Below are 15,477 nucleotides of genomic sequence, written 5' to 3'. Positions count from 1 at the left end.
AACTCTTCACTGTATTTCCCTGGCGGCTCAAACCCAATGATACCCTCTGTTTTTGTTGGAAAATTTTTATAACGTGGGGCAAACTGATAGCCAAACGCGTATAAAATCCAAAAGTTAACCTGATTAGAGCCGTGGGTATCTACCAAGGCGAGAGCATGAACGTTTTTTACTCTGAAAAAATAATATTTTTTAGCAAAAATGTCTTTATTTTATATAAAAATAAATATATCTGTCTGCATCAAAAAGTCACTTTCAATCACTTAGCTCACTTTACTCGCATTCATGCTCTCGCCCTGGGGTATCTACAGAGTGGCGATCGGGATCTATCTCTGTCGTATTATTGTAAAGGAGGTCGAACACAAAATAACTCTCGTGCTCGTGGGTGCCTATTACTTTTGCATTGATTGGCACATGATTACCGACCAGTGTTAATGCTGAAATTCCTTTTTTAAGACCGAAGTATTTTGATGCATATCTTGCGTTGGCTGTATTTCTTTGGCTCTCAAACCGTTGCCTATCACTGCTGGAGTGGATCACATCCGACTCAATATCGTAGTGTCGGAAAATAGATAATTTGGCGGTCGCATTAGCGACAATATTATTGGACTCCTTTAACGTTTCCAGTCGGAAGAAGTTTTGATATGTCATTTGTAGCACCTAATGACTTATGTCAGAAATCTCGCCCATCCTGCCCAGGCTCATTTACATTTTGTCAATAGTAAATTGGAAGTTAAGATAACAGGGGGTCCAGTATGCAGGGCGAGAGCATGAAAGGCTGCATTTTGAACAAATCGCTCAAATAAAGCACTACCCAATGCTTGAATAGCGTTGAATTGAGTGTTTTTTGTTTATATTTAGATTGTGTTACGTGCAATTTAAGTTCAAAAAACGTTCGTGTTCTCGCCCTGGTCCAGTATGTGGTACTACGTGTATAAAATATCTAATTAATCTTAAAGAATTATATTATGTATAGTATATTTAAATTAATAGAAAAAATAACTACCAGATTGTAATGGTTTATTAAAAATATAATCAATAATTAAAACTTTATACAATATTAACATATTGAAGATATTTTCAGTAAGTTCCGTATCAAATGAAGTGCCTCATTTGAAATTTATAAACATAATTACCTATTACGTTGTAAAAGTGATAACCTTACATAGAATTTATTCTAGTTTTACAGCTTCATTATGATGGGTGAAATTATGAATGATAAAAGTATGAGTTTCTCTGTAAACAAAGATTTGGATGTTCATTCAAAAAGTTTTGATGCCTTTATATCGTACATGGAGAACTGTGGTGAATTTTGGTATATAAAAGATAAAGAGTCGAAATTTATTTATATGAATGATTATGGACTTCATCATAGCGGACTACCCAAAGGGTTTAATGTTGAAGGTAAACTGGATAGTGAGTGCCCGGTTTATTGGTCTGAGGTTGCTGATATCATTCAATCTAATGACCGTAGAGTGATGGAGGAAAAAAAAGTCATTCCTACTTTGATTACATTTATGTATGGTGGTAGGGATAAAATTATTCAACCATTTATGGCGGATGTCACTCCTTTGATAAAAGATGGAGAGTCGATTGGCGTAGTAGGCAGAGCTAGAAAGCTAGAAATTTTTTCAATGTATCATATGGAAATTAATAAACCTCCTGAATCATTATCATTTGGCAACCCAACTGAGATTTTTACTGATAGAGAGTTCGATATAATATTTTTTGCATTGCAATCACTAAGCGCTAAAGACATTGCTAAAAAATTAGGTATTACCTATAGAACGGTACAAAGTAGACTACAGATAATTTATCAAAAAATAGGGATAAATTCATTAAGACAGTTAAAAGAATATTGTAGAGGTAAGGGGTATGATAACTATGCTTCTACCAGATTTATTAATCCTAATCCTTATATACCTCTAGTATAGATGCACAACAATATGCCATAAGGGTTCTGCTAAGCAGAACCCTTAAAAAGTTGAAGTTTATTTTAATTCATACCTATATCTGCTAGGCCATATTTCGCAAGGCTCACAATTCAAGGCAGTAGCAATAAGTTATTCACCCTTAGGCCACGAGCGATGCAATGCATTGCTTAACGTGGATGATGCAAGCCCCGCTTCTCTTGAAACCGCTGATAACGATGTACCTCGTTTTCTAAGTCCCGCAATAATATCAGCAGGGTGCCAATCATTTTTTACAATCATCTGTTCTCCTTATTTCAGTTTGGTTATTCAAGGTGCTTTTCTTTCAGATTAATATCTTTATATTGTATTGTTACAGCTTTTTCCCTGAGTCCGCCCCGGCGGAATACTAAAAAATAATTATCATTAATAACTTTAATTGATTAGAATTTTTAAAAAGTTTAGTTGTTTTTGGTAATGCAGGAAGTGCATTAAATACATTAGCGAAAGTCTTTACAGAAACTTTCCAATTACTAGGGGCTGTAGCTGTTCAGTCATTCCTCTTAAAATATCAACAGCCCCTAGGAATGACGCCAGAAAATCATGTTGTTTATTCCGTATAATTATGAAATAAAAGGCGGATTCGACTAATAAGTGCAATTTTTCAGTTCTAAAATGTACCAGCCTTAAGAATTGATTTATTAGCGGGTATAAATCGTCATCTTTAGAGATTAGAGATGCTAAAATATAACATGCACGCCCGATGCCTCTTGCTTCAATAATGAGGTCTAAATAAATTTTCAAAATAATAGTAGATCACTGGAAGGGAACTCAGTCCGATTTTTGCGATCTGATCAATTGCGAAAAATCCCAAACCCCAACACGGACTGAGTGATGCCTATCGTAGCACCCATACCTCAAGATGAATGCCAGAAAATGAGAAAACTTATCCATAAAACCCGCGATAAGAACTATTCCCGTCGATTGACGGCGTTATTGATGCTTAATGAGGGATTGATGGTGACTTATGTCGCTAAAACCCTTCATGCCGCGCGCTCTTCCGTCAATCGTTGGGTTGAGTGGTTTACATTATATGGGCTCGAAGGACTCAAAAGTTTACCGGCTGGCCGACCTGCTGTCTGGGATCTCTCCCCTCTCTATAACCTATTGCTTGTCTTATTACAGCAATCTCCCCAAGAATTAGGCTATCTCCGCTCTCGCTGGAGCCTTGAACTCATGACTCATACCCTTAGAATTACTCAACCTTTCTCTGATACAAAGTGTCCTCTATCGTTACTTTGCTCAGGCGGGGATTGTTTGGAGCAGAGCGGCACCCATGGTAAAACAACCTGATCCCGAATACGATGAGAAAATGGCAAAGATCGCAGAAGCCAAAGCGAATTTTTGTTCCACTGAGTGTCAGACCCCTTACACCGTTAAGTGGCTCTCTGCCATATCAGTCCTCTGGTTTGGTGGTTTTTCTGGTTGTTAAGTGAGACTTCTTTAGCTGCTTTGCCGTGTAAGTGCCCCAAGGTTTTTTATGCTCTTTTTTTTTACTCCCTGCATCAGCAAAGGCAAGTGTCTTACAACGAGAAATAAATAGTTTTTAAAATTCAATTTCTGTTTAAGTTATTCACATGCTGAAATGTTTAAATATATTTAAACCTTTTTTTTCTTGACTGATCTTAAAACATTAAAACCTTGGTACTCTAATTTTGTTTTTTAATTTCAATAATATAGTTATTGAAAGGTTGACGTTTGTAAGACAGAAACGGAAATCTGTTCGTACCGTGCAGCACTGCCATCGCGAAAGTTTGACGTTTCCGAGACATCTCTATCAGCCAAATAATCTAATTTACCCGTTATATATCAATATGATAGCTACGAAAGGTTGACGTTTGTAAGACAGGCACGATAGGCAGTAGTGGCGGGTGGTCTGCCAATGCTGAAGGTAGATGAGGAAGATCCGGACGTAAAATGCGTTAAAGTTTAGATGTAACTAACCTGAGGTTTGCTTAAGAAGGGAACTAAGTGCCTGAGGCACGATCAAAGTTTTTGCTAGATAAAACAAAATCGTGGAGATCCTCAGGCATGTCTAATTTAGAAGAACTTTACTGCTGCGTCGATGACTTTTGCCAAAAATTTATTCCTCTCTGGCATCAACAGTTAATTGAAAATGGCTTGCTCAAACGTCGCCGCGAAGCTTCCCTCTCTCTCAGTGAAGTGATGACGATCCTCATTTTATTCCACATGAGCCATTATCGTGATTTTAAAACGTTTTATATTCAGCATGTTAAACACTATCTTAAGGCCGATTTTCCCCGGTTGGTCAGCTACACCCGTATGTTAACCTTGAAGCAAAGGGCGCTCATTCCTCTCTGTGCTTTTCTTTCGTCACGCAAAGCTGAAACCCAGGGGATCGCTTTTATTGATTCAACTAAAATTGCCGTTTGTCACAACCTCCGTATTCCCCGTCATCGCGTATTTCAGGGCATCGCACAGCGAGGGAAAACCAGTACCGGCTGGTTTTATGGCTTTAAACTTCATCTGGTTATCAATGATTGTGGTGAACTTTTGGCAGTTAAGTTGACCTCAGGAAACAAAGATGATCGTCATCCCGTCAAAGCGCTGGTACAAGGGTTAACAGGGTGTTTGTATGGCGATAAAGGATATTTGTCACAAGCCCTGTACGATGAACTGGAAGCGGAAGGAATAACGTTAATCACTCATGTCCGTAATAACATGAAGGAAAAAGCGTTATCTCTCTGGGATAAGTTGATGTTAAAAAAGCGATTTTTGATAGAAACGGTCGTAGATCAGCTCAAAAATATTTCTCAGATAGAGCATTCAAGACACCGCAGTCAGCTCGGTTTTTTATTGGAAATCGTCGCTGGCTTAATTGCTTATACATTCCAACCTAAAAAACCGAGCTTGAATTTACGGGATTGTGATATCGCTATTTTTAAACGAAGCTGAGGTTAAGTTAATTTGGCTATCGTAAATGCGGCGGCTAAAAATGGCAATGCACAATGTAAATTGGCTGGTTTATTTTTGGCTATTTAAATTGACCACTTAACAGCGTTTACTGTTCCGTTGCTCCCCAAACCCCTATATAATAAAATACAATCTGACGCCGTTAATAATTTTGCATTAAATATATTTAAAGAAATAAGAATATATGAAAATAATTCAAATAATAATAAGCTAATCGATGGGCTTAGACTATCCGCAGTTTTAGCAAAAATTTATGCTAATCAACTTAATGATTCATAATAAGGCATCCCACCGATTAAGTAGGTTGTAAATATGCGATAGGGGCATATATCTGACCATATGCCCCTATCTACCACATAAATCCGTAACGTGGATGGATGTTTATATGACGATTAAGTATGATAACACAATTAAAACAGATCTTCTAGACCTCATTATTGAAGCAAGAGACATCGGGCGTGCATGTTATATTTTAGCATCTCTAATCTCTAAAGGTGACGATTTATACCCGCTAATAAATCAATTCTTAAGGCTGGTACATTTTAGAACTGAAAAAGTGTACGCCAAAACAATAGTATCAGGGAAGTCTAAATCTTTTATTTCATAATTATACGGAATAAACAACATGATTTTCTGGCGTCATTCCTAGGGGCTGTTGATATTTTAAGAGGAATTACTGAACAGCTACAGCCCCTAGTAATTGGAAAGTTTCTGTAAAGACTTTCGCTAATGTATTTAATGCACTTCCTGCATTACAAAAAACAACTAAATTTTTTAAAAATTCTAATCAATTAAAGTTATTAATGATAATTATTTTTTAGTATTCCGCCGGGGCGGACTCAGGGAAAAAGCTGTAACAATACAATATAAAGATATTAATCTGAAAGAAAAGCACCTTGAATAACCAAACTGAGATAAGGATAACAAATGATTGTAAAAAACGATTGGCACCCTGCTGATATCATTGCTGGACTTAGAAAACGAGGTACATCGTTATCAGCGGTTTCAAGAGAAGCGGGGCTTGCATCATCCACGTTAAGCAATGCATTGCATCGCTCGTGGCCTAAGGGTGAATAACTTATTGCTACTGCCTTGAATTGTGAGCCTTGCGAAATATGGCCTAGCAGATATAGGTATGAATTAAAATAAACTTCAACTTTTTAAGGGTTCTGCTTAGCAGAACCCTTATGGCATATTGTTGTGCATCTATACTAGAGGTATATAAGGATTAGGATTAATAAATCTGGTAGGAGCATAGTTATCATACCCCTTACCTCTACAATATTCTTTTAACTGTCTTAATGAATTTATCCCTATTTTTTGATAAATTATCTGTAGTCTACTTTGTACCGTTCTATAAGTAATACCTAATTTTTTAGCTATATCTTTAGCACTTAGTGACTGCAAAGCAAAAAATACTATATCGAACTCTCTGTCAGTAAATAAATCTGGTGTGCCAAAAGTTAATGAATCGGGATGTCTATTATTTTCAAAATGATACATGGAATAAATTTCGAGTTTTTTGCCGTGACCAACAACCCCAATGCATTTCCCATCCTTCATTAGCGGTGTAATGTCAACTAGAAACGGCTGGATCATTTTTTCTTTACCGCCATAAGTAAAGGTGTTTAATACTGGAATAGTTTTTTGGCTAGTCATTACGTTTTTATCGTTGGCTTGTATAATATCTGAAAATTCAGCCCACGGAGCTGGACATTCATTATCAAGCCTACCTTCTATATTAAAGCCTGTAGGAAGCCCACTGTAATAATGCGTAACATCATTAATATAGACAAATCGAGATTCGTTGTCTTTTATAAGCCAAAAATCGTTGCTATTTTCCATGTATGAAATGAAGGCGTCAAAGCTTTTTGAACGAACATCCAAATCTTTGTTTACAGAGAAACTCATACTTTTATCATTCATAATTTCACCCATCATGATTAAGCTGTAAAACTAGAATAAATTCTATGTAAGGTTATCACTTTTACAACGTAATAGGTAATTATGTTTATAAATTTCAAATGAGGCACTTCATTTGATACGGAACTTCCTGCAAATATCTTCAATATGTTAATATTTTATATTATATAAAGTTTTAATTATTGATTATATTTTTAATAAACCATTACAATCTGGTGGTTATTTTTTCTATTAATTTAAATATATTATACATAATATAATTCTTTAAGATTCATTAGATATTTTATACACGTAGTACAACATACTGGACCCCCTGTTATCTTAACTTCCAATTTACTATTGACAAAATGTAAAGACGTGTGTATCTTTACTTATCATATTTAGTAAAGGGGGTGTTATGCCAATAGTTAGCCAGAAAAGGCAGGTGACGTTACCGATTGAGCAATGTTCGGTAGCTGGTATTCAGCCAGGTGACGAGTATGAGAGTTTCGTCAGCCGGAAAGGGATCATTTCAGTTGTCACAAAGCGCAAATGTGCCGCAAAGGGGATATTGAAGGGTATCTCAGTCGATCACCAGGTGAGTGAAGAAGAGTCAATTGAGAGTGCCATACACTGATGATTGCAGTAGATACAAACGTCGTACTCAGATATCTGCTGCAAGATGACGCGAACCAGTCTCAAAAGGCCAATGCACTCTTTGAAGGTAAGCAGAAAATATTGATCGCCGATGTGGTCTTAGTCGAGACAATTTGGACATTGAGAGGTAAGCGTTACTTGCTGCCTAAAGAGTCGCTGGTAGATGTGTTGCATAGCCTGATTGAAGAGCCTAATGTTGTTTTTGAAGATGGCTATGCGCTCTGGTGTGCATTGGATGACTATATCAATGCGAAGCCGATTAAATGCGGCGGTAAGATTAAGCAGGCCGACTTTGCGGACGCATTGATAGTGAATAAGTCTCAGCGGTATGGGGTGAAAAACAAAGAGCCGGTTTCGCCGCTTTATACTTTTGATAAAGCCGCACTGGAGATCGACGGCACAGAAGAACCTTAAGGTGAAGTGGAATCAACGGATCTTAAAATTGATCCTGTTATAAGTAAGTGCTAAAGTTGTTGAGATTTATTATATTTGTACAGAAGCATTTTGGTTGGTCACGCCGTGATGTGACGATGGGAAGGGTTAAGATAGACCCAAAAAACAAAGCCCCGAAAATCATGCTCTACTTTGGCGAGCGGACATGATAACCAGGGCTAGGTTAGAAACCTGAGAAGGATTATAACGCATGTATTGCTCAAATCAACCCCCGCACGCCATAAGTAGAGAGCATAAAAAAGTGTGGGGCATTTATGCAGCAACCGTTTCTGTCCAATAATGCTCCGTTTCGTCACCTAATTTTATGTCCGGATACCAATGCTCAAATTGGGTTTTCAAATCATCATTAAGTACCGCTGTGCGTGTCTGAAGTAAGTCATGCGCTCCTTGTTGACTCCATTGCATTTGCTGCTTTTTCACCATCCGTTTAGCGATAACTTCATTGATCGTCGATTCAACAAATGATGAAGAAATTGGTTCGCCATATCGGTACATTTCACCGTAATTCGGGATCATCATGCTGTTATTTTCAATATAGGTATACATTTCATCGAGATGTTTTAACAATGATTTATTGTTACCATAATGCGATATGTCCTCATCACACATCGCAGCACAATCATCCAGGTGTTCTAATGCCTTAATCACATTTCCATGCCAGATAGACCATTTTGTACTGGTTAAAGAGTCCAATAATTCTGCACCGAGTTCCGGCGCGTTTTTAGATACCCCTTTGGCATATTGTTTTAGTACGGTCAGGCGCATCGTGATATGAAACCAGTCGAGCACGTGCTGGGATTCAGGGTACAAATTAAATTGCAGCTCCCTGAGATTATCAGCGCCATCTGATAAGAAAGTAATTTGTTGATTAGCCTGCATTCCCTGTGAAGATAACTGAGCCATAAGTTTTCTTCGGGCATGATTTTCCAGACATTGCACAAAACCAAAGCGTTTGGTTGGGACATGAGTAGCGAATGATTTTCCGGCGATGACTTCGAAATGATGTTTTCTATCGTCCCGATTTCTGACGTAGCCACCATCAATGCCAACCGTCATCGGTTTTCCCGGTTTGGGTAATTTTTCCCATTCTCTGGGATCACCGGGGAGAAAATCAGGCAACCCCTCTAATTCGGCCTCTTGTCTCTTGGCCGTCTGGCAGAGATGATTTCTGACTGTGGCGGCATTACAGCATTCTCCCACCGGCAGAATATCTTTGAGCAGACTGGCGGTCAATCCATAAGACATCAGTGAAGCCCACCGGGTTTCTATATACTTGAGTTCCGGGTGAGTATGCGCATTGCACCAGTGATTGAGCAAGCTAACGGTTTGGGTTGAATGTTTCTCACAAGCGCACCGGTAAACCCGAAATCCCTCCACGGGGATAATGCCAAACAAGGTTCGATACTGAATTGTCTGTTTGCCTTTTATCCGTCGATTTCGTTGACAATGAGGACAAGCACGACGTTCATTCAGGTATTCAACCGCCTGTTTCTGGATCACCGATTGCTGGATAGCGTTCAAAAGCAATTTGGATTCAGACAAGGAAAGCCCAATGTCATTTGGGGAATCATTTTGTTTTTCTATCGTGAATAGTGTCTCAGTATGACTGTGACCTGATTTATCGGCCACCGCTATTTGGATCGTGAATTGCATGATACTGTCCTCCGGGGAATGACTATTTTATATCCCCGTTTTTTAGCCGGTGACGCAATTTATAATACGTAGAAACACCTAATCCCACGTTATCGCAGGCCAGCTTTAATTTTATACCTTTGTGGATACCGATCACCCTATCCGCTACAGCCATATCACAACCGGCTCCAGTTCAGGCGAATCAAGGTTAAGTTTATGCAATTGGCGGTTAACCTTTAGCCGGTTGAATCTGACAGTATCAAGATCATCTATCAATGGGCGAATTTCTCTGACTGTTGTTGTTTCATCAGCATGAATAATCGGGTTGAGTAGTGCCAGTGTTTTAGCGGTTTCATCGGCTAACGTCGCCTCGGGCATTCTGTTTCCGGCCAAACAAAAAGGAGACTTCAGGTTAGAATTTTCGAGAACTGTTTCAATACGGATATCGTGAAGCCAGTGCTCGAAAAAGTTGTACTCGTAGGTAAAACGGTCATCGGCATCAAATTCAAAGTCGTCAAGCGTAATTTTGTAGGGGTTGTCAGGAAACCCGATCCCACCGGAGTAGGAAATGCCGTAATTTTTGCCATAAATACGGAATTGATGCAGGTGATCATCCGGCCATCCCTGCGCGATCTGAATGATATAGTGAAAAGCGGCTAAAGAAGTCTCGCCTGATAGTCTGAATCGGTGCCAGACCATAGGACTGATACCCCGAAGGGCGACTTTCACGATATAAGTTTTCATGGCGAGCTACCTGAGAAAAATAGGCTTAATTGCTCATTCTATTGCCGACTGAACAGAGTGCCCCACACTTTTTTATGCTCTCCTACCACGTTCTCCCACCACCAGAAACCACGGAGGAACAGGACCGTTACGGTGTAACCGAGAATGGAATCGACGCCAGCTTTGTAAACGTCCTCCCCACCACCAATGCTGATACAGTAAATATTCCAGACGATTATTTCCCTGCCGACAGAACCTATTTATCCGACTCAGCCTATTTGTTATTTGCGGTATTAATGCCATCGTCCCACGTAGCAGTAATAACGACAGCAATAAGCAAAGAAATAATATCAGACCACCGATTGTTGGCCATGAAAATGCCACAGCAATGATTAAACTGAGTAACAGAAGGACGACCATCACGCTGAGCCAGCCAATGGCATAAAATAACTTTTTCATGTTTAATTTCCGAATTTATCGGCTAATATTCAATAAATAAACTGTGATAAAAATATAAATTGAGGCAAGAGACAATATTAATAACATTAATTTCCTACGCCATTTATTATTGGGCCGCTTATTTTCCAGAATATTATCGCACGTGTTCATCAACCTGTGATTTTTTGTAGCAATATAACGACGCAAAGTATCAGGGAAATTATCTAATTCCTGTTGGATAATATTGTGCAATTCCAAATTGTCACGTCTGCCATAACGCCCATAAAATCCAGAAAGCAGGCAAAAAACATAGACCAACCGAACTTGATAATTATCCGCAGCTAATGCCGCCAGACGATCAAAAAAGGTATTTCCGCCAAGTTCAGCATCATAAAGCTGCGCCTGCAACGATGACTGTCGCCAAACATTCAATTCTTTCTGACCTGTGCACAAAATAGCTTCATCAGCCCAAACCACCACCGCGAAATTCGCCTCTTCGATATCTTGCAATCCATAACCATGCCGCTGCGCTTCATTCTGCGCCTGCGCCTGCGTCAGCGCGGCTAACAATGTCTGCCGCAGCTCTTCGGCTTGATTCACCTGCTGCTGGATCATACGCAACACACAGGTAAATACCGGAATGTAACAATCCAACAAGCGCATCACGACACTCTCACTATAACGATTTCTATCTGTAAATCGTCCGGCGCATCAGCCTAGTGCACCGCCACGCGTTCGCTATCTTCTACCTGCCGCCACAACGCGCCACGATTCTCTACCCGGAAATAACGGGTATTCATTCGGTTAGGTAAACCGTGTGGAGCAATCTCCTGGTAATACAAACGCACTCCAGGCAAAGCACGATTAATAATGCCGTCAATCTGTTCCGCAGCCGCCAACTTAATCAAACGATCATCAGGAATTTCACGCTCGCTGTGAGTTAAGCTGTCAGAGCGCAGCACCAAATAGATCCGTTGCTGTTCACTCGCACCTGTTACGTTGAACGCCGCATGATAATAACCGCTGTATTCCTGTTGCAGTGGGATGACCGTGTTCGGTTCTAGCACCAGCGCATTGAGCAGATCGATAATTGTTCGCTCACAACTATTGAGTGTTAAAGCCAGATCCAAATGCTGATATTTCTCCCGTGTCCCCTCCCGGCCATTCCATTCCCCCAAAAAAGAGCAACGGTCAGTAAAACAGGAAAGTTCACTGATCAGTTGACGCAATAGCCCAAAAATCTGTAAAGGATGAACATCACGCGTCTCCTGGTAGTGATGCAACTGCACGACATAACGCACCAGAGTACGCAGTGTCAGCAATAATGTGCTCTTCTCCTGAGTATAAACTTCCGCTTCCAATGTTTGCGGACGCTTTAGCTCTTCCAGTTGATGGACTCGTCCTATCAATTCCTGGCAAAGTTGATCAATACGCTGTCCCAATTGTGGCACGGCGTATAACGTCAAACATGGCGGCAAGTAGCGGTTATCCAATTCAATACCATCACCCGTACAGCGCAGTTGGCCCACAGGTAACAGCGTATAGCCCGTTGCCTGTGCAATCTCATCATGCAGAAAAAAACGTAAGTTATAAGTGAGTTGCTGCACTTCTGCCTCTGGCCCTTCCCCAAAAGCATCCCGCATCCGCTGCTCTTGTGGCCATGTCACCCAACGGCTAGTAATATCGCCTACACTAGTCGCATCCGCGACACCGGTAACATTACTCTGGTTATGATTAAACGTCCGCAAGCCAATATAAATGCGCTGTGGTTTTTCACGTTCCGGCCAGCAATCGCACAGTGAGCGGGCACTGAGCACACCATTCACATCACAATCCACATAACAACCATCAGGAAAAACGAATGCCGCTTTATGAACACTGAGTACTTCATCACTCAGCGCGGCCAGATTAAACACCAGCCTCACGACACCGAAAGCATAAGGTTGAGTCAATAGCTGATAACGTCCTTGCCAATATTCATGTTGCAATTCATGCGCCTGAAAATGTTGCGGTTGTAAATACAATCCTGAATACCAATACATCGGTTTATGTTCAAACATGGCGTTTACTTCCTCAACAGATTCCCATTATTATCAGATACTGCTGCCTGCCCGGGGAAAATCACCTCATCTCCCGCATTGCCCGCAAAGACATGACTCCGGGTAATCGCATAGCGCCCCAGCATTAAATCAATATTCATAGGAACAAACTCAGCACTCCAGGATTTATTCCACCAACCACTTTGCTCAAGACGCAACGGTAGCGATAATACCCGCACATGTGCGCTTTCTGGAGCAGGATAATAACCAGCAATCAGCGCGACATAGCGTGCCTGTTCCGCTCTGTCAATATGTAAAAATACAGATTGCCCCGGCATCATCACATAATTATCAAGCTGTAATATATTTTCTGTTGCACCCGTACCCGCAAATAAATTGCGTAATAGCGAGGGATTAGCCAGTAATTTATCCAATTGTTCACGTTTCTCCGCCTGAGCAATTAATATCGTGCAACTATTTGGCATATTATTAAAAACATTCAGCTGTGGATCAGCTATCATTTTTAAACGAATCGCATTGCTAGTGTAAATAGGTTTAGCTTGTTCAATCGCTTGTAATCGTTTTTCATTATTAGACATTGAATCACTACAACCACTGATTAAAAAAATCATTAGTAATACTGAGAAGCTACGTTTAATAACATTATAAAAATTCATCTTATTCTTCATTATTTTACTCTCTATTTTTCTCTGGTCCTTTTATCACGCGTATAATTTCCTGTCGCGCTGAGGTATTATCTTCCATCATTTCCTCCAGCCATTCGGCCATTCCCATATTTGCCCAACGAGCTGCCCGTTCCATTAAATATGGCACCGGGCTGGTGGGTTCATTCTTACGAAAATAATTGGCGATATTGATCATCTGCCCAATGGCAACAGCGCGTATTTCATGATGCGACCGATCTTCTGCCAACATTGTATTTTCTGCCAACATTGCATTGATACCATTTGCCGCTGTTCCTCCCGATAACACTTCCCCACCGTGATATTGCTGCGTGGCTTCCGGCGCAACAATTTCATGAAAACGCGTGATTAATGCCACCATCTCCTGTAATCGCTGGGCGCTAGCACTCATACTGTTGCCAGTATCTGGTACCAGACCCGCCATAATTTGGTGTAGTTTTTCCAATGCTTGCTTGACTTGTTCTGCCTGTGCCAATAGCTGGTCAAATTGTTCAGCTGGCGTAGCGCGAATACTGTCATCACATTCAGCGATCCCGAAATAGCCATCACTGATCAGGGGAGCGCGTAATTCACTATTAGCCGCGACACGTTGTTCAAAATACTGTACTCGCTGCCAAACGCTCAGACTCAATTTACCATCACTAGTCAGTGTCAGGTTATCCAGCTGTTTGACCAGTTGTTTATCCAGCCAACTCAACCGACCAAGACGGGCATCAGCACGGTTTCCTTTTTCATCATCCAACGGCGGATACAGTACCGGCCAAAAAGTCTCCAGTAGGCTGGCAAGTAATGTAATACCGCCAGCAATACCTGCCAAACCATACAGTTTCCCTTGTGCCTGAGTTAGCCAACAAGCTATCTGTAAGTCTTTACTGTGCTTTTCCAATACTTCCTGGCACAACCCTGAAACCTGAGGCCAGTCAGCCTGACGTGTTTCATATCCCCACTCATCATCCTGTGGGAGATCCTCATCAACTTCACGCGCAGCGCTTATCTGTTCAAAAAGAGGTTCATATTCGATATCACATCCCGCTGGTGTATCAGCAGAGATAGGATGTAAAAAACGTGTGATGTCTGTCTGTGCTAAATTCACGCTTGCTTCCCTTTCAGGCAATAATCACCAACGGATAGCCTGTCGTGATCGTGCCGCCATGCGCGCACAAATCGCCAAGTCTGGCCGCTGGCCGTCCGCCAATCAACACCGTTGGACTTCCCATCACCACCGTATCCGGTGGCCCCACACACACCAATAATGACCCCATCGTCGCAGCGGGTAAGCCACCAATCAGAACGGTTGGTACGCCTGGCGGCATAATCGGGCCGCCCACATGCGGTATGGGGGGTACAGCAGGAGACATCATTGGACAAATATGCATATCACCTACCCGAGCTGCTGGCATTGGCATCATTTTTCTCCTGATAACATAGCTTCATGGTATAGATAGTTTTTGCGGCCTTGATCCTGTGATGGTGTCAATTGCCTTAAGTGCCCATGCGCCAGTTGGAAAAACTGTTCGACATACGGCGTTTGCTGTTCCGGCTGTTCACCATAAAAGTGCAGGATCAGACACAGCGCATCTGCCAGTGCCGCCAGTGACTGCCACGGCTGCGGATAAACATCTTCAAGATCCGGCGTTGTCATGCTGCCCTCGCTCCAGAAAACCGACAGCGCCAGACACGAGATAGGGTTATCAAACCCAATAGTCTGTGCCTGCTCGAACAATTCATGACGTAACAGGTCACCCCCATTAGCGCGCCAGTGTCGCACCTGCTGCAACAGCAACCGCTGTTCCTGCCCCAGATCCCGTTCATAAACACAGGAGATAAATGTCAGTGCCAGTTCCAAAGCCTGGGTGTAAGGCAACATGAAAATGGTGTAGAACACAGCATCCTGCCACAACATTTCCTGGCTAAGTGCCGATAGATTCTGCTCATGTGCTACGTGTTGCTGTAATACCAACTCCGCCTGTGACGAAAGCTGACAGTGTCGTAATTTAGCCATTGCTCCAAACTCTCATTATCCGTTGA

General features: G+C 41.3%; 16 protein-coding genes and 3 pseudogenes. 6 read left to right on the top strand and 13 right to left on the bottom strand.

The genetic code is table 11. From position 1 onward, the window contains the following. Together C5471_RS25385 and C5471_RS18935 are read right to left on the bottom strand one after the other, a co-directional pair. Positions 1-146 (bottom strand): Tn3 family transposase (locus C5471_RS25385; RefSeq protein WP_166296265.1); only part of this gene is annotated, 146 nt, incomplete at its 3' end. A 124-nt stretch (positions 147-270) separates the two neighbouring features. Then, on the bottom strand, positions 271-648 hold the full coding sequence (locus tag C5471_RS18935) for a Tn3 family transposase (RefSeq protein ID WP_133813514.1): 378 nt from the start codon (positions 646-648) through the stop codon (positions 271-273). Positions 649-1,208: 560 nt separating this feature from the next. Between C5471_RS18935 and C5471_RS18930 the strand changes: the two genes are divergently transcribed. Next, the gene (locus C5471_RS18930; RefSeq protein ID WP_133813515.1) at positions 1,209-1,931 is read left to right on the top strand and encodes a helix-turn-helix transcriptional regulator; all 723 of its coding nucleotides are present in this window, start codon (positions 1,209-1,211) and stop codon (positions 1,929-1,931) included. Between the two features lie 57 nt (positions 1,932-1,988). On the opposite strand, the pseudogene C5471_RS18925 reads toward C5471_RS18930, so the two are convergent. Continuing rightward, positions 1,989-2,210: pseudogene (locus C5471_RS18925) on the bottom strand (helix-turn-helix domain-containing protein). Between the two features lie 591 nt (positions 2,211-2,801). Between C5471_RS18925 and C5471_RS18920 the strand changes: the two are divergent. The 3 genes and pseudogenes from C5471_RS18920 to C5471_RS18910 form a co-directional block, all read left to right on the top strand. Then, positions 2,802-3,309: pseudogene (locus C5471_RS18920) on the top strand (helix-turn-helix domain-containing protein); the annotation flags it as partial. Between the two features lie 689 nt (positions 3,310-3,998). Further along, positions 3,999-4,883: an IS982 family transposase gene (locus tag C5471_RS18915; RefSeq protein ID WP_133813516.1), complete on the top strand. Its 885-nt coding sequence runs from the start codon at positions 3,999-4,001 to the stop codon at positions 4,881-4,883. A 945-nt stretch (positions 4,884-5,828) separates the two neighbouring features. Beyond that, positions 5,829-6,050, top strand: a pseudogene (locus C5471_RS18910) (helix-turn-helix domain-containing protein). 57 nt (positions 6,051-6,107) lie between these two features. On the opposite strand, the gene C5471_RS18905 reads toward C5471_RS18910, so the two are convergent. Beyond that, positions 6,108-6,827, bottom strand: coding sequence for a helix-turn-helix transcriptional regulator (locus C5471_RS18905; RefSeq protein WP_133813517.1), 720 nt, complete (start codon positions 6,825-6,827; stop codon positions 6,108-6,110). A gap of 394 nt (positions 6,828-7,221) precedes the next feature. On the opposite strand from C5471_RS18905, the gene C5471_RS18900 reads away from it, so the two are divergent. Beyond that, a complete protein-coding gene (locus C5471_RS18900) occupies positions 7,222-7,440 on the top strand; it encodes an AbrB family transcriptional regulator (RefSeq protein WP_133813518.1) in 219 nt (72 codons plus the stop codon). Beyond that, positions 7,440-7,874, top strand: coding sequence for a PIN domain-containing protein (locus C5471_RS18895; RefSeq protein ID WP_133813519.1), 435 nt, complete (start codon positions 7,440-7,442; stop codon positions 7,872-7,874). Before C5471_RS18900 ends, C5471_RS18895 begins: the two co-directional genes overlap by 1 nt. A gap of 291 nt (positions 7,875-8,165) precedes the next feature. On the opposite strand, the gene C5471_RS18890 is transcribed toward C5471_RS18895, so the two are convergent. The 9 genes from C5471_RS18890 to C5471_RS18850 all read right to left on the bottom strand — a co-directional run bounded on the left by C5471_RS18890 (position 8,166) and on the right by C5471_RS18850 (position 15,451). Next, positions 8,166-9,566: an ISKra4 family transposase gene (locus tag C5471_RS18890; RefSeq protein ID WP_133813520.1), complete on the bottom strand. Its 1,401-nt coding sequence runs from the start codon at positions 9,564-9,566 to the stop codon at positions 8,166-8,168. Positions 9,567-9,710: 144 nt separating this feature from the next. Beyond that, complete coding sequence (locus C5471_RS18885; RefSeq protein ID WP_133813521.1) at positions 9,711-10,289, bottom strand: plasmid pRiA4b ORF-3 family protein; 579 nt, start codon at positions 10,287-10,289, stop codon at positions 9,711-9,713. A gap of 72 nt (positions 10,290-10,361) precedes the next feature. After that, positions 10,362-10,727, bottom strand: coding sequence for a hypothetical protein (locus tag C5471_RS18880; RefSeq protein ID WP_242688778.1), 366 nt, complete (start codon positions 10,725-10,727; stop codon positions 10,362-10,364). Between the two features lie 15 nt (positions 10,728-10,742). Then, the gene (locus C5471_RS18875; RefSeq protein ID WP_166296267.1) at positions 10,743-11,369 is read right to left on the bottom strand and encodes a DotU family type IV/VI secretion system protein; all 627 of its coding nucleotides are present in this window, start codon (positions 11,367-11,369) and stop codon (positions 10,743-10,745) included. A gap of 53 nt (positions 11,370-11,422) precedes the next feature. Further along, positions 11,423-12,766: a type VI secretion system baseplate subunit TssK gene (gene tssK, locus C5471_RS18870; protein ID WP_133813523.1), complete on the bottom strand. Its 1,344-nt coding sequence runs from the start codon at positions 12,764-12,766 to the stop codon at positions 11,423-11,425. A 5-nt stretch (positions 12,767-12,771) separates the two neighbouring features. Beyond that, on the bottom strand, positions 12,772-13,344 hold the full coding sequence (locus C5471_RS18865; protein WP_242688776.1) for a type VI secretion lipoprotein TssJ: 573 nt from the start codon (positions 13,342-13,344) through the stop codon (positions 12,772-12,774). Positions 13,345-13,438: 94 nt separating this feature from the next. Then, positions 13,439-14,542: a type VI secretion system protein TssA gene (tssA, locus tag C5471_RS18860; protein WP_339959308.1), complete on the bottom strand. Its 1,104-nt coding sequence runs from the start codon at positions 14,540-14,542 to the stop codon at positions 13,439-13,441. Between the two features lie 13 nt (positions 14,543-14,555). Beyond that, on the bottom strand, positions 14,556-14,855 hold the full coding sequence (locus tag C5471_RS18855; protein ID WP_021323682.1) for a PAAR domain-containing protein: 300 nt from the start codon (positions 14,853-14,855) through the stop codon (positions 14,556-14,558). After that, positions 14,855-15,451, bottom strand: a complete 597-nt coding sequence (locus C5471_RS18850) for a DUF6931 family protein (protein ID WP_133813526.1) — start codon at positions 15,449-15,451, stop codon at positions 14,855-14,857. Before C5471_RS18850 ends, C5471_RS18855 begins: the two co-directional genes overlap by 1 nt. Positions 15,452-15,477 lie beyond the last annotated feature (26 nt).

Origin of the sequence: Photorhabdus tasmaniensis, assembly GCF_011189505.1 — a bacterium.
Classification (GTDB): domain Bacteria; phylum Pseudomonadota; class Gammaproteobacteria; order Enterobacterales; family Enterobacteriaceae; genus Photorhabdus; species Photorhabdus tasmaniensis.
Note: the sequence above shows the minus strand (reverse complement) of the source record. Positions and strands in the feature narration are given on the sequence as shown.